The 18017-nt window shown below is 71.8% G+C and carries 20 protein-coding genes and 1 riboswitch; of the genes, 15 read left to right on the forward strand and 5 right to left on the reverse strand.

Annotated elements, in window-relative coordinates; translation table 11 throughout:
- The first annotated feature begins 249 nt into the window (after positions 1-249).
- On the forward strand, positions 250-471 hold the full coding sequence (locus ACTIMO_RS00595; protein WP_448181133.1) for a hypothetical protein: 222 nt from the start codon (positions 250-252) through the stop codon (positions 469-471).
- Positions 472-602: 131 nt separating this feature from the next.
- Here ACTIMO_RS00595 and ACTIMO_RS00600 read toward each other — a convergent pair whose 3' ends face one another.
- Positions 603-1319 carry a CHRD domain-containing protein gene (locus ACTIMO_RS00600; protein ID WP_448181134.1) on the reverse strand — a complete coding sequence of 239 codons (717 nt, stop codon included), beginning with the start codon at positions 1317-1319 and terminating at the stop codon, positions 603-605.
- Positions 1320-1513: 194 nt separating this feature from the next.
- On the opposite strand from ACTIMO_RS00600, the gene ACTIMO_RS00605 reads away from it, so the two are divergent.
- Together ACTIMO_RS00605 and ACTIMO_RS00610 are read left to right on the forward strand one after the other, a co-directional pair.
- Complete coding sequence (locus ACTIMO_RS00605) at positions 1514-2059, forward strand: sigma-70 family RNA polymerase sigma factor (protein WP_448181135.1); 546 nt, start codon at positions 1514-1516, stop codon at positions 2057-2059.
- On the forward strand, positions 2056-2793 hold the full coding sequence (locus ACTIMO_RS00610; RefSeq protein WP_448181136.1) for a hypothetical protein: 738 nt from the start codon (positions 2056-2058) through the stop codon (positions 2791-2793). Before ACTIMO_RS00605 ends, ACTIMO_RS00610 begins: the two co-directional genes overlap by 4 nt.
- Positions 2794-2853: 60 nt before the next feature.
- Here ACTIMO_RS00610 and ACTIMO_RS00615 read toward each other — a convergent pair whose 3' ends face one another.
- Positions 2854-4482 (reverse strand): LCP family protein, encoded by a 1629-nt coding sequence (locus ACTIMO_RS00615; protein ID WP_448181137.1) that lies wholly within the window; start codon positions 4480-4482, stop codon positions 2854-2856.
- Positions 4483-4670: 188 nt separating this feature from the next.
- Here ACTIMO_RS00615 and ACTIMO_RS00620 point away from each other — a divergent pair, with 188 nt between their 5' ends.
- Positions 4671-5624 (forward strand): DUF368 domain-containing protein, encoded by a 954-nt coding sequence (locus ACTIMO_RS00620; RefSeq protein WP_448181138.1) that lies wholly within the window; start codon positions 4671-4673, stop codon positions 5622-5624.
- A 12-nt stretch (positions 5625-5636) separates the two neighbouring features.
- Here ACTIMO_RS00620 and ACTIMO_RS00625 read toward each other — a convergent pair whose 3' ends face one another.
- Positions 5637-6242, reverse strand: a complete 606-nt coding sequence (locus tag ACTIMO_RS00625) for a LysE/ArgO family amino acid transporter (RefSeq protein ID WP_448181139.1) — start codon at positions 6240-6242, stop codon at positions 5637-5639.
- 68 nt (positions 6243-6310) lie between these two features.
- Between ACTIMO_RS00625 and ACTIMO_RS00630 the strand changes: the two genes are divergently transcribed.
- Positions 6311-7213, forward strand: coding sequence for a LysR family transcriptional regulator ArgP (locus tag ACTIMO_RS00630; RefSeq protein ID WP_448181140.1), 903 nt, complete (start codon positions 6311-6313; stop codon positions 7211-7213).
- A 71-nt stretch (positions 7214-7284) separates the two neighbouring features.
- Positions 7285-7359, forward strand: a riboswitch (cyclic di-GMP riboswitch).
- Between the two features lie 121 nt (positions 7360-7480).
- Positions 7481-8305: a response regulator transcription factor gene (locus ACTIMO_RS00635; RefSeq protein ID WP_448181141.1), complete on the forward strand. Its 825-nt coding sequence runs from the start codon at positions 7481-7483 to the stop codon at positions 8303-8305.
- A 63-nt stretch (positions 8306-8368) separates the two neighbouring features.
- On the opposite strand, the gene ACTIMO_RS00640 is transcribed toward ACTIMO_RS00635, so the two are convergent.
- Positions 8369-8701: a hypothetical protein gene (locus tag ACTIMO_RS00640; RefSeq protein WP_448181142.1), complete on the reverse strand. Its 333-nt coding sequence runs from the start codon at positions 8699-8701 to the stop codon at positions 8369-8371.
- A gap of 323 nt (positions 8702-9024) precedes the next feature.
- Complete coding sequence (locus ACTIMO_RS00645) at positions 9025-11175, reverse strand: MMPL family transporter (protein WP_448181143.1); 2151 nt, start codon at positions 11173-11175, stop codon at positions 9025-9027.
- Between the two features lie 100 nt (positions 11176-11275).
- Here ACTIMO_RS00645 and ACTIMO_RS00650 point away from each other — a divergent pair, with 100 nt between their 5' ends.
- From ACTIMO_RS00650 to ACTIMO_RS00690, 9 genes are all read left to right on the forward strand, one after another.
- The gene (locus ACTIMO_RS00650) at positions 11276-11746 is read left to right on the forward strand and encodes a MarR family winged helix-turn-helix transcriptional regulator (RefSeq protein WP_448181144.1); all 471 of its coding nucleotides are present in this window, start codon (positions 11276-11278) and stop codon (positions 11744-11746) included.
- Positions 11747-11772: 26 nt separating this feature from the next.
- Complete coding sequence (locus tag ACTIMO_RS00655) at positions 11773-12570, forward strand: methyltransferase domain-containing protein (protein ID WP_448181145.1); 798 nt, start codon at positions 11773-11775, stop codon at positions 12568-12570.
- Between the two features lie 101 nt (positions 12571-12671).
- Positions 12672-13181, forward strand: coding sequence for a low molecular weight protein-tyrosine-phosphatase (locus tag ACTIMO_RS00660; RefSeq protein WP_422390664.1), 510 nt, complete (start codon positions 12672-12674; stop codon positions 13179-13181).
- Positions 13182-13204: 23 nt separating this feature from the next.
- A complete protein-coding gene (locus ACTIMO_RS00665) occupies positions 13205-13822 on the forward strand; it encodes a LysE family transporter (RefSeq protein ID WP_448181146.1) in 618 nt (205 codons plus the stop codon).
- Between the two features lie 3 nt (positions 13823-13825).
- Positions 13826-15907, forward strand: coding sequence for an aminodeoxychorismate synthase component I (gene pabB, locus ACTIMO_RS00670; RefSeq protein ID WP_448181147.1), 2082 nt, complete (start codon positions 13826-13828; stop codon positions 15905-15907).
- A gap of 158 nt (positions 15908-16065) precedes the next feature.
- Complete coding sequence (locus ACTIMO_RS00675; RefSeq protein WP_082471216.1) at positions 16066-16239, forward strand: DUF1059 domain-containing protein; 174 nt, start codon at positions 16066-16068, stop codon at positions 16237-16239.
- Between the two features lie 38 nt (positions 16240-16277).
- Complete coding sequence (locus ACTIMO_RS00680) at positions 16278-17249, forward strand: EAL domain-containing protein (protein WP_448181148.1); 972 nt, start codon at positions 16278-16280, stop codon at positions 17247-17249.
- Positions 17246-17458, forward strand: a complete 213-nt coding sequence (locus tag ACTIMO_RS00685; RefSeq protein ID WP_448181149.1) for a hypothetical protein — start codon at positions 17246-17248, stop codon at positions 17456-17458. The genes ACTIMO_RS00680 and ACTIMO_RS00685 overlap by 4 nt, the downstream gene beginning before the upstream one ends.
- A gap of 297 nt (positions 17459-17755) precedes the next feature.
- The gene (locus ACTIMO_RS00690; protein WP_055767207.1) at positions 17756-17989 is read left to right on the forward strand and encodes a hypothetical protein; all 234 of its coding nucleotides are present in this window, start codon (positions 17756-17758) and stop codon (positions 17987-17989) included.
- Positions 17990-18017 lie beyond the last annotated feature (28 nt).

Genomic DNA, 18017 nt, shown 5'->3' on the forward strand with positions numbered 1-18017 from the left:
GAGGCGTGACGGGCCGTGCATGACGCGGGGCTCGGCTTCCCGGACCCAGCCTATGCACCGTCGACTGCACCGTCGATTGCACCGTCGACTGCTCTCCCCTGCAGGGCGGCGCACGGTCCGGCGCCGGGAGTCCTCTTCCCGTCGTTCCGTCCGGCAGCCCGGCCCTGGTCCGCTTCCGTGCTCGCCGGACATCCGCGGCGCGGCCCGCTCCCCTAGCCGCAGCCCGCGGCGCCGGGGCATACTGCGGTCATGGAACTCGACGAGTGGTGGGCAGCCGTCCTGCCGGAGACGCGGCAGTGGCTGGGCGATCACAACGGCGAGGCGCTCTCCCCCGAGGTGGCCGCGGACATCAGCCGCGTGGGCGGCCTGATCGCCGCCGACCCCTGGTGGATCGGTGAGCGCGGCCCCGACGGCGTCTTCCTCTCGGATGCGGCGACCGACTGGATCGAAGCGCGCGCCAACACGGAGTGACGCCGGGGCGCGGTCCCGCGCGTCAGCGACGCGGCGGACCTTCCCGCGCCCCTGCACCGCCGACGACGGCGGGAGCCGGACCCGACGGAGGTCGGGACCGGCTCCCTCCTCGTCCTCCCTCCTCGTCCTCCCTACGCGACGCCGGCGCGACGGCGGACCAGCACCGCACCGCCGATGCCTGCTCCCACCAGCGCCAGCGCGCCGAGGGCCAGGGGCGCGGTCGACTCCGGCGAGGAGGCCGGCGCCGACGCGACGCCCGTGTCCACACCGCCCATCGGCAGGGCCGTCAGCTGGCCCCGGACAGCACCCGGCACGAAGCCGGACGTGTGCGTGTCGGCCGAGAAGCCGGCGGGGTCGGCCTCGAGCTGCTTGAGGGAGAAGCCCTCGCCCGTGTCCACGCCGTCGTCACCCGTCAGTCCCGTGGTGAAGGGGCCCTGGAGGCAGCCCGAACCCGTCAGGGTCCCCTCGCCCGCAGGATTCGGGAAGGCGATGCGGGGCGGGCCGTTCTTCCCCGCCGCGGTCTGGTGGATGTGGGTCGAGGTCTTCGCCATGCTCTGGAACGGCGGCGTGACGCCGTCGAGCGTGATGTCGTAGCAGATGATCTCGAGGTCCGAGTTGATCATGAAGTTGAACGTGCCGGTGGCACCGGGCTCACCCGGGGCGGGTGCGCTGTCCGGGCCGATCACGTTGCCCGGGAGCGCCGCGACCGTGTAGGCACTGGTGAAGGAGTCCGGCCGGTCGACGGCCGTCTCAGCGGACGCGGGCGCAGCGCCCATCACCGTCACGAGCGCCGCTGTCCCGACGATGCCCGACAGCCCGGCGATCCTTCTCTTCGTGGTCCTCTGCATGGTGTCCCTTCCGATGTGCGCGCCGCGGGTCGGTGCGCCTGCGAAGGTATACTCGCGCTTGCGTCCGGGCGTTCATCGCCGCGGACGGACCGCCGTCGTCGCGGAGTGGTCGGACGTCGCGGACGAACCGGTGAACGTTTCACCACCCCCGGCTGTATCCCCTTCGCACCCACACCTGCGGACAGGCGGACACGATGCTCGGGACGACGGCTCGGAGGGCGGTTTCAATCAGGGACGACGCCGGCACGTTCGACGTGCGGGAGGCCTTCGACGAGCACGGCCGTGGCCTCTACGCCTTCGCGTTCAACAGCACGCGCGACGGCGGCATGGCCGAGGAATGCGTGCAGGAGACCTTCGTCCGGGCCTGGCGGGCACGGGCCAGCTACCGGCCCGACCGCGGGTCGGAGCGGACCTGGCTGTTCGCGATAGCCCGGAACGTGGTGATCGACCAGCTGCGTGCCCGGCAGAGACGGCCCACTCCGGTCACCGACGACCACCTGCAGGCGTCCGCCACCGTGGTCTCGGAGACGGGACCGGCCGATGACCGGATCGTGCTGTACGGCGGGCTGGCGCGGTTGAGCAGGGAACACCGCGAGGTGATCGTCGCGGTCCAGCTGCAGGGGATGACCTACCTCCAGCTCGAGAGGCACACGGGCGTTCCCGCGGCGACGCTGCGCACACGGATGTTCTACGGACTGAGAGCGCTGAGGGAAGCACTGCGCGAGGAGGAGGAGCAATGAGCGATCAGCATGCACGCCGGGAGGCACTGCTCGCGGCTGCCCTCACCGGTGATCTCCACGGCGACGAGCAGCGCGACTTCGACCTCGCCTGCGCCGCGGACCCGACCCTGGCGGAGGAGCTGCAGGAGCTCAGGGACCTCACGCGGCGGCTGGGCCGCGCGGACCTGGCGTGGGAGGAAGCGCCGTTGCCGCCCGGCCTCGCCGAGCGCGTCTCCCTGGCCACGGGTGCGGATCCCGTCGATCCCGCCGTGGACACCGCTCCGTTCCGCTCCCGGCGCACCGGCAGCAGGAGGCCCACGTCCGGGACCCGCCCGCGTCGGTTGCAGTTCTCGCTCGCCGCGGCCGGGCTCGTGGTGGCCGGTGCGCTCGGGGGGCAGGCCCTGACGGGAGCCCTGCAGGCTCCCCCGGACGGCCCGCCCGGGACGCTCGGCGCAATGGAGGATGTCGCCTTCTCGGAGCAGCCTGCAGGAACCACCGTCGACGCCGCCCTCGTGGCGCACACCTGGGGCACGGAGACGGTGCTCGAACTGGACGGGCTCGCCGTCGGGGAGGAGTTCGAGGTGGTGCTGGTGGGTGAGGACGGCGAGGAGTACCTCTCCGGCACCTTCCTCGGGGCGGACCGCACGGTCACCTGCCGGATGAACGCCGCGGTGCTGCGCGAGGACGTGTCCCAGCTCCAGATCCGCGACGGTGGGGGCGCCGTGGTCGCGGTGTCCGACGTCGTCGTGCTCTGACCGGATCATCACGGACGACGGCGGGCGGGAAGACGTCTGCGACGCCCCGCCGTCCCGGGGTCAGCCGAACGGGTTGGTGTCCTGGCAGGACACCTCATCGGCGGTCTGGTTGATGGCACCCGAGACGTCGGGACCGGCGACCTGGTCGAGCCCACCTGCGGCGTCCGCGCCGACATACACCTGCACACCGTAGACCGAGGGATCTGGAGCGGCGATCGACGCCGGCAGCCCGAGCAGGGCGGCGATGGCCCGTGCCTCCTCCTCGAGGCCCTCGCCGTAGTAGATGCCGGTGAGGGGCGTCGCGGGGGCGGGCATGCTCCCGGCCCCGGCATAGCCGGCCCCCGTCAGCGCCGGGACGAGTGACGCGACGACGCCTGCGCCGCCCGTCCCGTCCGCGACGACCACGGGGACCGAGGAGGCTTCGGGCTGCGGACCGGTGTCGGGACTCGCGGTCGGGTCGGTGCTCCCGGCCGCGGGATCACCCTCCGCGGGAACGTCCGCAGCGGGAACACCTTCCGCGGGAACGTCCGCCGCGGGCGTCGTCAGATCGGCACTGGACCGGAGTGCGGCGAAGAGTTCGGACGCGAGGGGTTCGTCCAGCACCAGGCGGTTCGGATCGGCCGCGGGCACCGTCGGGACGGCGATGAACGCGACCTTCGCCGGGTCGATGTCCTTCAACCGGTTCCCGATGGTGACCATGGCGGGAACGGAGGCCAGTCCCCTGTCCACGGTGAGGTTGCTGGTCAGGGCGTCGGCGATCCCGAGCAGTCGCTGCGGGTTCCCGAGAGTCCCCTCATCCTTGATCTTCCGGGTGAGCGAACCGAGGAAGGCCTGCTGCGCCTGGATCCGGCCGAGGTCACCACCGTCACCGAACGCCGCGCGGGCCCGCAGGAATGCCAGGGCCTGCTCGCCCTGGACGCTCGAGGTCCCGGCCGGCAGCTTCAGGCCGGACTTCGGCTCGTCGATCGCCTGGGTGACACAGACGTCCACTCCCCCGACGGCGTCGGAGAGCTCGGTGACCGCGGCGAAATCAGCCAGCATGAAGTGGTCCACCTCGAGCCCCGTGACCTCGTTGACGGTGTCCACCGCACACCCCGGACCGGCGTCCCGCATGGCGCTGTTGATCATCTCGCCGGACCTGCCGTCGAACGAGCCGCCGCCCTGCCCGTCCGTGCAGGCGGGGATGTCCACGAGGAGGTCGCGCGGGAAGCTGAGGACGTTGACGTGCTGGTTGTCCGCGGAGATGTCGAGCAGCATCATGACGTCCGCCTGCCCGTAGCCCGAGGAATCGTCCTCGGCGCCGTAGGCCGCATTCGATCCGCTCCGGGTGTCCGAACCCAGGACCAGGATCTGGAGCCGGTCGGTGCGGTCGTCCACCCCGGACCCCGACGTCCCGTTGGCGCTGAGGTCGAGACTGTCGACGTTGGTCGCGAGTCGTACCGCCCAGTACCCGCCGAACACGACGACGGCCGTGACGAGAGCGATCACGGCCACCGCCACGGGACGCTGCCACCGGGGCCGCCCACCGTCCACGTCGTCGAGGCCACGGCCGGAGCGGTGACCGGCACGGTGCTCGGGCCGGCTCTCGTCCTGGTGCTCGGCCCTGCCCGGCACGAGGAGCCCCTCGCCGGGATCGGGGCGTCGGACGGGTCGGTCCGCCGGCTGGGGCTGGACGGGCAGGTGCGTCACACGGGTTCCTTCGGGTCCGGGCAGCACGAGGCGAGCCGGGGGGAGCGGGGGAAGCTGACACGGTAGCAGCAGCGTCTGGGTGTTCCGTGGGACGCAGGACGCCGATGCGTGGTGCCTCACACACGGTCGCCGCACCCGGTCCCAGGTGGATCGGCGGATGCCGCCGCCGTACGGTGAGGAGGATGGCTTTGCACCCGACACCCAGCGGCCCTGTACCTCCGAACCCCTCGCTGCGCGCCCTGCCCAGCTTCCTGCAGGGCGCCCTGATCGGCCTGGTGGAGCTGGTGCCGGGGGTCTCGGGAGGCACCATGGCCCTCGTCCTCGGTATCTACGACCGCCTCATCGCCTCGGCCGACCATGCCGTCCACGCCGTGACCGCGCTCCTCGGCGGGAACGGCCGGGCGGCGTCGCGCACGCATCTCCGCGCCGTCGAATGGAGGCTCGTGCTGCCCCTGGTCGTCGGCATGGCTGTGGCGCTCTTCACGCTGGCCGGACCGCTGCACGCCTTCGTCGACACGCAACCCGTGATCGCCCGTGCCCTCTTCCTCGGCATGGTGCTCGCGAGCCTGCTGGTCCCGCTGTCCATGGTCACGCGGCTGCTCCCGCCTCGGCCGGCACCGTGGGCTCTGGCCGTGTTCGTGGTGGTGGTCGTCGCTGTCGGCGTCTTCCTGGGACTGGGGCTGCCGACCCTGCAGGTGGGCGAGCCGCAGGGGTGGGTGCTCGTCCTCAGTGGTGCCGCCGCGGTCTGTGCACTGGTGCTGCCTGGTCTCTCGGGCTCCTTCATCCTGCTCACGATCGGCCTGTACGAGCCGACCCTCGAGGCCGCGAGTACCCGCGACCTCGGCTACCTCGCACTCTTCGCCGGCGGTGCGGTGCTCGGGCTCGCGACAGTGGTGCGTGGCCTGGCCTATCTCCTGCGGGCGAGGAGGCGCGCAACCCTGCTCATTGCCACCGGCCTGATCCTGGGCTCCGCGCGTGCCCTGTGGCCGTGGCAGGACGGGGCGGCCCTCCTCGCCCCGGATCCCGAGGCGTGGGCGGCTCCCCTCGCCGTGTTCGTGGTCGGTGCCGCCGTCGTCGTCGTGCTGTGGCTGTGGGACCGGCGGACCCAGGCGCGTCGCGTACCGCGACGACGGCCTGCCTGACTGTCCGCCGTCCTACCGGACCACGAGGAGCACGGCGAGGACCAGCATGACGACGGCGATCAGCGCGTCGAGGACGCGCCATGCCACCGGGCGCGCGAACAGCGGGGCGAGGAAGCGTGCTCCCGCGCCGAGGGCGGTGAACCAGACGATGCTGCCCAGGCCCGCGCCGGCCGCGAACCACCACCTGCCGGTGGGGCCGTGCGTCCCCGCCAGGGAGCCGAGCAGCAACACGGTGTCGAGGTACACATGGGGATTGAGCCAGGTCAGGGCGAGGCAGGTGCCGAGCGCTGCGCGCCAGGACGTCGTCGCGGCACCCCCGGCAGTGTCGAGGGTCCCGCCCCGGACTGCCCTGCGTGCGGTAAGGACGGCATAGCCCGTGAGGAAGGCCGCGCCCGCCCAGCGGATCACCTCCAGCAGCACCGGCGCCCCCTCGATCAGGGCGCCGAGGCCGCCGACGCCGAGCCCGATCAACAGGAGATCCGACAGGGCACAGACCGCAACGACGAGGACCACGTGGGAGCGTCGGAGGCCCTGGCGCAGCACGAAGGCGTTCTGCGACCCGATGGCGACGATGAGGGTCAGGCCGGCAGCGAAGCCGGTGGCGGCGGTGGTGATCACCTGATCAACCTAGGAGTGCACAGCGGGTAAGACCAGCTAAAGCTTCTTCAGCATGGTAAGAAGTGCTCATGAAACATGTCGACCCTGCACAGGCGCAGGCGCTCGCCGCGATCGTGGGCGGAGGCAGCTTCGAGGCTGCTGCCGCCACGCTCTCCATCACCCCGTCGGCGGTGAGCCAGCGGATCCGTGCCCTGGAGGTCGCCGTCGGACGCCCCGTCATCACGCGGGCCCGGCCGCTCCGGGCCACCGACGCCGGGCAGGCGATCGTGCGATTCGCGCGGCAGCTCGAACTGCTCACCGCCGACCTCTCGGACGAGCTCGCCGCGGAGGACCAGCGGAGCCGGCAGCGCATCACGATCGTGGTCAACGGCGATTCCCTCCACACCTGGGTGCTGCCGGCCCTCGCCCCGATCGCGGAGACGCTCCAGATCGAGATGCTCCGGGAGGACCAGGACCACTCGCTCGACTTCCTGCGCAGCGGCGCGGCCGCGGCGGCGATCACGTCGGTCGCGGCGCCGGTCCAGGGCTGCTCCTCCCACCCGCTCGGCATCATGCGCTACCTCCCGGTGAGCACGCGCAGCTTCCGCAGGGCCTGGTTCCCGGACGGCGCGACGCCGGAGGCACTGGGGAAAGCCCCCCTCATCGTCTTCGACCGGAAGGACGACCTGCAGGACGCCTATCTCCGCCCACGTACCCGGAGTGCCCGGGACGCACCACGGCACCACGTCCCCGCAGCCGAGGAGTTCGCGGAGGCCATCCGCCTCGGCATGGGCTGGGGCCTGGTCTCGGAGCTGGAGCTGCACAGGGATCGCGGGGACCTCCTCCCGTTCGACGACGACGGGCACCTGGACGTCCCTCTGCACTGGCAGCAGTGGCGCCACGGCTCGACGGCGCTCACGGCCGTCGGGTCGGCCGTCCGACGCGGCGCGGCACTGCTCCGGCAGCCCGGGACGGGGCGGACGGAGCAGTGACGGAGTGTGATGGAGGGAGCGATCCCACGGCGTCGGTGCGGGTTGCTAAAATCATGGAGCGGGCAGCCGCCCGTCGACAAAGGCAAACCCGGTGCGAGCCGGGGACGCAAAGCCACGGGACCCACGCGGTCAGCCGGGCCGCCGAAGAGAACAGGTCTCGCACCATGGCACGGACACCCGCCGTCACTTCCGAACTCCCGTCCGCCCGGCAGGCGGAGCATCCGTCCGAAGCGGCGCTGCTGGCGACCGAGCCGAAGGTCGCAGCCCATGAATAGCGTCGCTGCCGGTGACCGCCGCGCAGCGGTCGTGATCGAGGACGACCTCGACATCCGCAACCTGCTGTGCGCCGTCCTCGAGCAGGGCGGCTTCGCGGCATGCGGTGCCGCGACGGGCCGCGAGGGAGTGGATGCCGTGCGGCAGGAACATCCGGCGGTCGTGACGCTCGACATCGGCCTCCCCGACATCGACGGCTACGAGGTGCTGCGCCGCATCCGCACGACGTCGGACTGCTACGTGATCGTCCTGAGTGGCCGCACGGACGAGATGGACGTGCTGACCGCTCTGCAGGCCGGCGCGGACGACTACGTCCTGAAGCCCTTCCGCCCGCGGGAACTGAGGGCGCGGATCGACGCGATGCTGCGCCGGCCCCGCATCGGCCAGCCGGTGGCTCCCCCCGCGACCGTCACCCCCGGACTGTCCGGTGGCACCGCGCCTGCCCCGGCGGCCACCACCGGGCCCGCGCCCGATGCGGCGGACCTCCTCCGCAACGGCAACCTGGTGCTGGACGGCGAGGCCCGCACCGCGACCTGCTCAGGCGTCGAACTCCCGCTCACCAAGACCGAGTTCAACCTCCTGCACGAACTGCTCCGCAGCAACGGTGCGGTGCGCACCAAGGAAGAGCTGGTGCGCGTATCGCGCGGCAGGGAGTACCGGGGCTACAACTTCGTCAGCCGCACGGACGAGCGCGCCATCGAGGTGCACATCGCGAACCTGCGGCAGAAACTGGCCCGGACCTCGGGGGACCCGGATCTCATCACCACGGTGCGCGGCGTCGGCTTCAGGATCATGCCGAGGAGCTCGACCTCCCGGTAGCCGTCGGCTCCCCCGCGTGGGACCGGACAGCGTCCCCGCGGGTCGGCACCGCACCAAGCCGGTCTAGGGCGCAGCGCCCGCGCTCCCAACCGGGTAGGACCGGCCGAGCGCCGCCACGGTGTCCGCAGCGCACGCCCGGAGGAGTGGGAGGGAGTGCAAGGCCTCGTCGAGGTCGTCCGCCGCGATCAGGCGCTGCATCCGGAGCGCGGCCTGCGTGAGGCGCACGGCCCCCACCATGGCCGACGACGTCGTGACGCTGAGCACCGCGTCCGCTGCGCCCATGGCATCGCCGCCCCGCAACCGGACGTCCAGCCGGTCGATCTTCCCCCCGAGCGTCGAGCAGAAGTCGTGGGCGAACCGGTTGACGACGGCGGGATCGTCGAAATCGCTCCTCATGTCCTCCAGGACCGCCGGCACCAGCAGCGGGGCAGCCTTGCCCGGCGCGCCCGTAGCCGGGACGGCTTCACTCCTGGGGGGTGCCGTCCCGCTGTCCTGGTGCTGACCAGGACCTGACGGAGTCGAATGGATGGGCACAGTCCAAGGGTAGCGACAGCGGGTTGCGAGGATGCGGAACCATCCGGTTCTTGCGCAAAGCTTGCGGAAGGCCCGGGGCGGTGGGCGCAGGGCCGCAGGGCCGCAGGGCCGCAGGGCAGGTGCACCCGGCGACGCGGAAGGACCGTCGGAGCTCATCCGGACGGCCCCTCCACGGGCGGGGACCGCTAGCGCGGCGAGGGGGTCTTCCCGAGCTTGGACGGCCACCAGATCGCCGGCCCGATGTCGTAGGCGAGGGCAGGGATGAGCAGCGAGCGCACCAGCACGGTGTCCAGCAGGACGCCGAACGCCACGACGAAGGCGATCTGCGCGAGGAACAGGATCGGGATGACCCCCAGTGCCGCGAAGGTCGCCGCGAGGACGACGCCCGCCGACGTGATGACGCCGCCCGTGACCCCGAGGCCGCGGAGGATCCCCGGCCGTGTCCCGATGCGCAGCGACTCCTCCCTGACGCGGGTCATCAGGAAGATGTTGTAGTCCACGCCGAGCGCCACGAGGAACACGAAGGCGAAGAGCGGCACCGAGGCGTCCGCGCCCTCGAAGCCGAACACGTTGTTGAACACGAGTGCGGAGACGCCGAGCGCCGTCGCATTGGAGAGCGCCACACTGGCCACGAGCAGCACGGGCGCCAGCACCGAGCGCAGCAGGATGACGAGGACCACGAGGATGACGAGCAGGACGATCGGGATGATCTTCACGAGGTCGGCCAGCGCGGTGTCATTCGTGTCGATGGCCACCGCGGTCACGCCGCCGACGAGCGCATCCGGGCTGGCGTCGTCGAGCGCGGTCCGCAGGTCCCGCACCACGTCCTCCGCCCGGTCCGAGTCCGCCTGATACTCGAGCGTGCCGCTGATGAGCACCCGGCCGTCCTCGACGACCGCGGCACCGCTCGGATCGGCCGTAAGGCTCGCGTCGGCGATGCCCTCCTGGGCACTCACGGTGTCGAGCGCAGCGTCCTGATCCCCCTCCGGTGCCACGACGTAGACGGGGCTGCCGGAGCCCGCATCGAAGTGACGGCCGAGCGCCTCCTGGCCGTCCACGGCGTTGGAGGGCGCCAGGATCAGTGCGGACTGCGGTACACCGCTGGCCTGCAGCTGGGTGAGCCCGAGGGCTCCCGCGACGAGGATGAGCAGCGACGCGATCCAGAGGACGCGAGGACGGCGTGCCACCTGCAGCGCCACACGCTTCCAGATGCCTTTCAGCCGCTCGAGGCCGGTCTCGGCACCCGCAGCGGTGGGTGCGGCGTGCCTGCCGTGGTGGGGTGCGACGGCGACCGCGAGCCGGGGATCGTAGCGCGGCCGCAGTGGCCAGAACGCGGCGCGCCCGAACAGCAGCAGGAGCGCAGGCAGGAGCGTCAGCGCGGCAGCGAGGGAGAAGACGATCCCGATGGCCGCGATCGGCCCGAGGCTCCTGTTCGAGTTGAGGTCCGAGAAGAGCAGGCAGAGCAGGCCCAGGATCACCGTGGCGCCCGAGGCCAGGATGGGTTCGACCGAGCCGCGGTAGGCCACGCGCATCGCGTCCCACCTGGTCTCGTTCTCCGCGAGTGCTTCCCGGAACCGCGCGACGAGCAGCAGCGCGTAGTCGGTGGCGGCGCCGATCACGAGGATGGACAGGATGCCCTGGCTCTGTCCGCTCAGCTGGATCCAGTCGAGCTTCGCGAACGCGAAGACCAGCAGGATGGACGTGGCGAGGGCGAAGACGGAGGTCAGCAGGACGAGGAACGGCAGGACCACGGAACGGTAGACGGCGAGCAGGATGACGAAGACCGCGCCGAGCGCCACCCCGAGCAGGATCCCGTCGATACCGCCGAAGGCCTCCACGAGGTCGTTGGTGAAGCCGGCGGGCCCCGTGACGTAGCCCGTGACGCCGTCGGGCAGGTCGTCCGCGAGGACCTGCCGCAGTTCCGTGACCACCTCGGCGAGCTCGGCATCCGGCGAGACGAAGGCGATGTACTGGACCGCGAAGCCGTCCTCCGAGGGGATGGGACCGGCGACGGCGGGGGCGCCCTCCGCCGGCGGCTCCAGTCCCTCGACGGCACCGAGCGTGGCGCCGAGATCCGCGTAGGGCCCGAGCTCCTCCTGCGCGATCTCCGTACCCGACTCCGCCACGATGACCGCCGGGATGGCCTCCGAGTCACTGAACTGCTGCTGCAGTTCCCCGGCCTCCGTGGACTCGGCGCTCGCCGGCAGGAATGACGCCTGGTCGTTGCTCGACACCTCCTCGAGCCGACCGAACGTCGGCCCTCCCACCGCGGCACCCACCAGCCAGATCAGGACGACGACGACGGGCAGCAGGACCCTCAACCACGTACTTCTCATGAACTTTCACGCCTTCCTCAAGGTATCTCTGCAGCAAAGTATATCTATGATGGAGATAATGGGAACCAGCCTAAGCTGGAAGGAAAGAAGGCGAGGAACGATGGCGGCTCGGGACGACCTCATGGCACTCATGCGCCAGTTCACCGTGGAGACCGATCGCTACGTGGACGTCGCGAGCAACCGTGACAGCCTCTACCGCACCGACCTGCACGCCCTGAGCATCATGATGGGTGCCGCGCGGGCCGGGCTCACCGTCACGCCGGGCCTTCTCCGGGAGGAACTCAACCTCAGCTCGCCCGCCACCACGGCGCTCGTGGACCGGCTCGACTCCGCAGGACACGTGACGAGACGGCGCAGCGACGTCGACCGGCGCCAGGTCCACCTCGAGCTGACGGAGAAGGCGCGCACCACCGGCGCCCTGCTCTTCGCCCCCCTCGGACGTCACATCACCGGCGTCCTCGACCGGTACTCCGAGGAGGAACTCACACTGCTGCGCGACCTGATGCAGCAGGTGACGGACGCGACGGCCGCCGCGACGATCGAGGCGCGGGACGACACAGCCGCTGACTGAGGGCCGGCCCGCGCTACGCTCCCCTCATGAGCGACGAGGTCTACTCCCACGGCCACCACCCCAGCGTCACCGCGGCGCATGCCGCCCGAACGGTCGCGACATCGGCCGCCTACCTCGAGCCGCTCCTCGAGAGCGGGATGGACCTGCTCGACATCGGCTGCGGCCCCGGCAGCATCACCGCCGGATTCGCCGATCTCGTGGTCCCCGGCTCGGTGGTGGGCGTCGACAGCTCGGCGGACGTCATTGCGGAGGCCTCCGAGGCCCACGCCGACCTCCTGAACCTGACGTTCCGTGAGGGCAACGTCTACGACCTCGATGCCGCCGACGAGTCCTTCGACGTCGTCCACGCCCATCAGGTCCTCCAGCACCTGGCCGATCCCGTCGCTGCGCTCCGCGAGATGCGACGGGTGGTGCGGCCCGGCGGGCTCGTCGCGGTCCGCGAGGCCGACTTCGGGGCGATGACCTGGTTCCCGGCCGTCGACGAGCTCGACGAGTGGCGCGGGCTCTACGGGCACCTGGCCCGCGGGAACCGGGGCGAGCCCGACGCAGGGCGGCGACTCCCCGGCTGGGCCGCGGCGGCAGGCTTCGCGGAGATCGAGGTGTCGTCGTCGAACTGGACCTACTCCGCCGAAGCGGACCGCCGGTTCCTCGCGGACTCCTGGGCGGACCGGGTACTGCACTCCGCCTTCGCGACGCAGGCGCTGGAGCGCGGGCTCGCCGAGCAGCAGACCCTCCGGCGGCTGGCCGAGGGCTGGCGCCGGTGGGCACGGCGCGACGGCGGCGTCTTCCTCATGCCGAGCGTCGAGATCCTTGCCCGGGGCTGAGACGGGGCAGCACGTGTCCGCCGTCGTGCTCCTGCTCCAGCGCGTCCGCTCGGGGGCCCGCCGGTCCTAGCCACGGCGCCGGGCGCCGCTAGGCTGTCCGCATGTACCGCATCGTCACCGTCTGCACCGGCAACATCTGCCGTTCCCCCATGGCCGAACTCATGCTGGCCCACGCGTTCGCCGGGGCGGGCATGGCGGACGACGTCCTGGTGGACTCCGCGGGCACCACGGACTGGGAGTCCGGGCGACCCATCGACGAGCGTGCGGCAGCGAAGCTGACGGAGCTGGGCATCGAGAGCCACCTCCACCGAGCGCGGCGCTTCGAGACCGCGTGGTACCGCGAGCGGGATCTCATCCTGGCGCTCGACCTCGACCACTACCGCGAGCTGCGCTCCGAAGCGCCCGACGACGCCTCCCGGGACCGGATCCACCTGCTGCGCGAATTCGACCCGTCGACCACGGACACCGACCTCGAGGAGCTCGGCATCTACGACCCCTGGTACGGCGACTCCAGCGATTTCGAGGCCACCTGGGGCATGGTCGACGGCGCCGTCGACGGCGTGGTCCGCTTCGTGCGCCAGGAGCTCGACGCCGGCGGGCCGGACGCCTGATCCCGGACGCTTACCATGAACGGGTGAACCCCTCGCTCTGGCTGGCGCTGCTCGGCGCCGGAACCCTCATCAGCTTCGTGCCCGGCGCAGGTGCGGTGAACACGATGAGCAACGCCCTCACGGTCGGGTTCCGGCGCTCCATCTGGGGCATCCTGGGCCAGCAGGCCGCCCTGCTGGTGCACATCGGGATCGCGGCCGCCGGGGTCGGGATCCTGGTGGCGAACTCGCCCCTCGCCTTCGACCTCATCCGCTACACGGGCGCGGCCTACCTCGTGTACCTCGGCGTGAGGAAGTTCCTGCAGAGGCCCGACCACGGTGATCTCCACGCCCTCCGCGGTACCGAGGGACGGCTCACGATGTTCCGCCGCGGGGTGTGGGTGAACCTGCTCAACCCCAAGGCCGTCGTGTTCTTCCTCGCGCTGATCCCCCAGTTCATCCGGCCGGACGAGCCCCTCCTGCGTCAGTACGGCGTGCTGGCAGCGACCGTCGTGGTGATCGACGTCCTCGTCATGTGGTTCTTCTACGCCGGGACCGCCCGCTCGTTCCGCCGCTTCACGCGCGGCGACCGCGGCCAGACCATCCTCAACCGGACCTTCGGCTCACTCTTCGTGGGCGTCGGCGCGCTGCTCGCGCTGGCCTGAGCCGTGCCCACCGACACCCCGCTCCTCATCGCCGTCGACGGCCGGTCCGGTGCGGGCAAGACGACCCTCGCCGTCGAGCTCGCCGCCCTCCTCCGCGAGCACCACACCGTGTCCGTGTTCCACCTCGAGGACATCTATCCGGGCTGGGACGGTCTCGACGACGGCGTGGCACGCTACGTGGAGCACGTCCTTGTGCCGCTGCGCTCGGGCAGCACCGCCCGCTGGAACGCCTGGGACTGGACGGCCGGCCGGGACGGGCCGGAGCGCACGACGGCCGCCGCGAAGATCGTCCTGCTCGAGGGCGTGGGGGCGGCGACGGCGGCGGCACGCGCGCATCTCGACGTCGTGATCTGGGTCGAGGCCGACGCCGCGGTGCGGCACCGCTCGGCGATCGCCCGCGACGGCGAGACCTACTCCCCCTTCTGGGACCGCTGGGCCGACCAGGAGTCCGCCTGGCTCGCCGTCGACGATCCGAGCGGAGCGGCCGACGTCGTCGTGCGGGGGCACACCGGCGAATCCACGCCACCGGCGGTGCGCCTGGCCCTCACCGCCCTGCCCGCCTGTGCCGGGCTGCTCGCACCGGAGCGTGCCGTGCGGCGCGGACTGGTCCTCGCCGCCGAGCGCATCGACGCCGCTCGGGGTGCCGGGCCCGACCCTGCGGCGCTGTTCTCGGCGCTCTACGCGGAGTCCGCCGCAGCGGTGTGGCTCGACAGCTCGGATGCGGCAGGTGCGGGTGGGGACGGCGTGGCCCCGGGCGGGCGCAACCGCTTCAGCATCCTGGCCGACGACGGCGGTGCCTTCGGGCAGCAGGCCTTCCACCGGGACGGGGTCACGGAGATCAGCGCGGGCGCCGTGACGGCGCGCGTGCGGGAGCCGTTCTTCCGCTGGCTCGACGACGCCTGGGGCCGGCGGGCGGTCCGCTCGCCCGAGGGTCTCGCCTGCGACTTCGGCCTCGGCTGGCTCGGGTACCTCGGCTACGAGCTCAAGCGGGAGACCGGGGGTTCGTCCGGTCCGCCCGCCGACGAGGCCCTCCCGGATGCGGCGCTCGTCTTCGCCGGGCGCGCCGTCGTGATCGATCATGCGGACCGTGCCGTGCACCTCCTCACGCTCTCCGACGGACGGCCCGATCCCGAGCGGGAGGCGTGGTTGGCGCGGGCACGGCGTGCCGTCGCCTCCGCCGCACCTCCCGGCACCGGGAGGCCGTTGCCCGTGCCCGCCTTCACCCTCCGTGACACGCGCACCGAGTACCTCGCGAAGATTCACCGGGCGCAGGCGGAGATCACGGAGGGCACCACCTACGAGGTGTGCCTCACGACGTCGCTGTCCGCCGAGGTGCCGCGTGTCGACGCCCTGGCGGCCTACCTCCGCCTGCGCGCCGTGAGCCCCGCGCCCTTCGCCCACTTCCTCCGCTTCCCCGGCTTCGCGGTCGCGAGTTCCTCCCCCGAACGCTTCCTCCGCGTGACCGCCGACGGCGCCATGCGTGCCGAACCGATCAAGGGGACGCGGGGCCGCTCCGCGGACGCCGCCGAGGACGCGGCCCTGCTGGAGGACCTGCGGACCTCGCCCAAGGACCGCGCGGAGAACATCATGATCGTGGACCTCCTGCGCAACGACCTCTCCCACCACGCCGTCCCCGGCTCCGTGACCGTCAGCCGGCTGTGTGCGATCGAGACCTACGCCTCGGTCCACCAGATGGTCAGCACCATCGACGCGCGCCTGCGCCCGGGCAGCCCCCGCGCCGGCGTCGTCGCCTCGGCCTTCCCTGCCGGGTCCATGACCGGCGCCCCGAAGATCAGCACCATGGCCGTCCTCGACGCGCTCGAGCGGGAGCCGCGCGGGCCCTACTCGGGGGCCGCCGGGTACTTCAGCCTCACCGGGGCCACCGACCTCGCCGTGGTCATCCGCACCCTCGTGCTGCAGGACGGACCGGAGGACGGCGGCACCCGGCTGACCCTCGGCGTGGGCGGAGCGATCACCGCGGACTCCGTCCCGGACGACGAGTGGGACGAGATCCGGACGAAGGCGCGCGGAGTGCTCTCGGCGCTCGGGGCCCGCTTCCCGGAACACGACGCGCCGACGGGCTGATCCTGGCCGACGTCGACAGGGCACGGGAAGAAAGGTCTGGTGCCCCGTGACCCGTATCCCTACGATGATCTTCTAGGCCGATCGCCGGTACCGGCGACGCAGCTCCGGGGCGAGTCACCCTGGGACGGGCCGTGGCGCAGATGGGGGATTCTTCCGACATGAAGTCGTTCGCGTGTGGTGACGTGGTTCCGGGCTGCGACGCCCGCTGGACGGTCGAGTCCGAGGACGAGCTGCTGGCCGGCGTCCGCGACCACGCTGCGGCGGTCCACGGGCTCACGGACCTGCCGCCCGCCGTCGTCGCCGCCGTGCGTGCGCGGACGACGACCGCCTGATCCCGGGCACGTCGACAGCTCCGGGGCGGTGGTGGCCCATGCATGACATCGGGACGGTCCTGCTGCTGGAGGACCAGTGGAGCAGGGACCTCGAGTCGGCATGCCGGGGTGAGGGCATCGTGTCGATGTACCAGCCGATCGTGGACACGACGCGCGCCACGATCGCCGGCTTCGAGGCACTGCTGCGCTTCCCCGGGTACGGCGAGAAGAACCCCGCGGCGTGGTTCACCAAGGCCCGCGAACTCGGACGCGCCGCAGATCTCGAAGCAGCAGCACTGCGGGTCGCCCTCGCGCACCGGTCCGGACTCCCCCGGAACACCTTCCTCACGGTCAATGTCTCGCCGGACCTCCTCTCCTCGCCCGCGATCCGCTCCGTCTGGGAGGCGAGCGGGAACCTCGCCGGGCTGATCGTCGAGCTCACGGAACACTCCGCCATCGAGTCCTACGCCGCACTAAGGCCGGACCTCGACCTCCTGAAGGAACGCGGCGCACTGATCGCGGTGGACGACGCCGGCTCCGGGTACGCGGGGCTGCAGCACCTCCTCGCCCTCCGCCCCTCCTTCATCAAGATCGACCGGGACTTCATCAGCAACATCCACCACGACGAGGCGCGCCGTGCCCTCGTCGACATGCTGGGGTCCTTCGCCGACAGGATCGACGCCTGGATCATCGCCGAGGGCGTGGAGCAGGTGGAGGAACTGGACGTGCTGGCGTCCCTCGGCGTCCCGCTCATGCAGGGCTATCTGCTCGGCCGCCCTGCCCTGCCCTGGGTCGGTCTCGACGAGGGCATGGCGCGGCACCTCGCGACACGCTCCGGCACCGGCCGCGCTCCCGCCATCCGGGCGATCACCGAGACCGCCCTCACGGTGCGGGACCTCACGGAAGCGGGGGCGGCCTTCGCCACCCAGCCCCTGCTCGCGGAGGTGGTCCTCTTGCCGCCGGACGCCCGGTGTCCGTCCTCACCCGGGAGGACACCGTGGCCGGCGCGGTGCCGCCGGGGATGTGCGTGAACATCCACACACCCATCCGCGAAGCCCTCGCCCGCTGTATCACCCGCGACGAGCCGTCGCGCTTCGGTCCGGTCATGGCCACCGACGACGCCGGTCGCTTCGCGGGACTCGTCCGGCTGGAACGGCTCATCACCGCGCTCACGGACGAGCCGGCCGTCGCCGACGGGTCGACGAGCGGGGGATGCGCCGTCGCCAGCGATGCTCCTTGAGGGGAAAAAGACCTGCATGCGAGCGGGAGCACCGGGTTGCCCGGCCAGAGTGGAAGGACGCAACCGAAGACCTGGACCTGTCCGCGTCCTGACGTTGACTACATCGAAGCGCGTGCGCGGACGTGGGGTTCCGCCCTCCGGGAGTCAAGAAGGCTTCCAGGGGGCGATCTCGACGACCCTCCGGCACAGGCGCCCTGATCGAGGCGCCGATCGCAAGCGCTTCCAGCCCGCGTTGCGCAACTTCCCAGCTTCATGGCCGAGGGTGAGACTGAAAGGCAACGACGCGAGGGAGACATCATGAGTTCGGGCCACCTTGAACGGGTCGTCGCTGCGGCACGCTCCAGCCGCTCCCACACCACCATCGAGGGCCTGCACCCCGACACCGGTGCCCTGTCCCTGACGGAGCTGCAGGTGGCCGCGGCGTCGGCCGTCAGCAGCGGGGAGCCCCTGGCTGTCGTCGCCGCCATGGCGGACCTCCCCTCGCTCGCGGTCCTGGACGCCGTCGACGCACTGCAGCCCGGGTCCCACTGACCGCTGCGGATCGGGCCGGCGCCGGTCC

This window comes from Arthrobacter sp. CP30 (assembly GCF_053470025.1).

Bases quoted from the DNA above. Each gene is read 5' to 3' on its own strand.
- ACTIMO_RS00655 (WP_448181145.1), top strand. From the start codon at position 11,773: ATGAGCGACGAGGTCTACTCCCACGGCCACCACCCCAGCGTCACCGCG.
- ACTIMO_RS00650 (WP_448181144.1), top strand. From the start codon at position 11,276: ATGGCGGCTCGGGACGACCTCATGGCACTCATGCGCCAGTTCACCGTG.
- ACTIMO_RS00660 (WP_422390664.1), top strand. From the start codon at position 12,672: ATGTACCGCATCGTCACCGTCTGCACCGGCAACATCTGCCGTTCCCCC.
- ACTIMO_RS00600 (WP_448181134.1), bottom strand. From the start codon at position 1,319: ATGCAGAGGACCACGAAGAGAAGGATCGCCGGGCTGTCGGGCATCGTC.
- ACTIMO_RS00680 (WP_448181148.1), top strand. From the start codon at position 16,278: ATGCATGACATCGGGACGGTCCTGCTGCTGGAGGACCAGTGGAGCAGG.
- ACTIMO_RS00610 (WP_448181136.1), top strand. From the start codon at position 2,056: ATGAGCGATCAGCATGCACGCCGGGAGGCACTGCTCGCGGCTGCCCTC.
- ACTIMO_RS00675 (WP_082471216.1), top strand. From the start codon at position 16,066: ATGAAGTCGTTCGCGTGTGGTGACGTGGTTCCGGGCTGCGACGCCCGC.
- ACTIMO_RS00690 (WP_055767207.1), top strand. From the start codon at position 17,756: ATGAGTTCGGGCCACCTTGAACGGGTCGTCGCTGCGGCACGCTCCAGC.
- ACTIMO_RS00635 (WP_448181141.1), top strand. From the start codon at position 7,481: ATGAATAGCGTCGCTGCCGGTGACCGCCGCGCAGCGGTCGTGATCGAG.
- ACTIMO_RS00640 (WP_448181142.1), bottom strand. From the start codon at position 8,701: ATGAGGAGCGATTTCGACGATCCCGCCGTCGTCAACCGGTTCGCCCAC.
- ACTIMO_RS00630 (WP_448181140.1), top strand. From the start codon at position 6,311: ATGAAACATGTCGACCCTGCACAGGCGCAGGCGCTCGCCGCGATCGTG.
- ACTIMO_RS00605 (WP_448181135.1), top strand. From the start codon at position 1,514: ATGCTCGGGACGACGGCTCGGAGGGCGGTTTCAATCAGGGACGACGCC.
- ACTIMO_RS00645 (WP_448181143.1), bottom strand. From the start codon at position 11,175: ATGAGAAGTACGTGGTTGAGGGTCCTGCTGCCCGTCGTCGTCGTCCTG.
- ACTIMO_RS00595 (WP_448181133.1), top strand. From the start codon at position 250: ATGGAACTCGACGAGTGGTGGGCAGCCGTCCTGCCGGAGACGCGGCAG.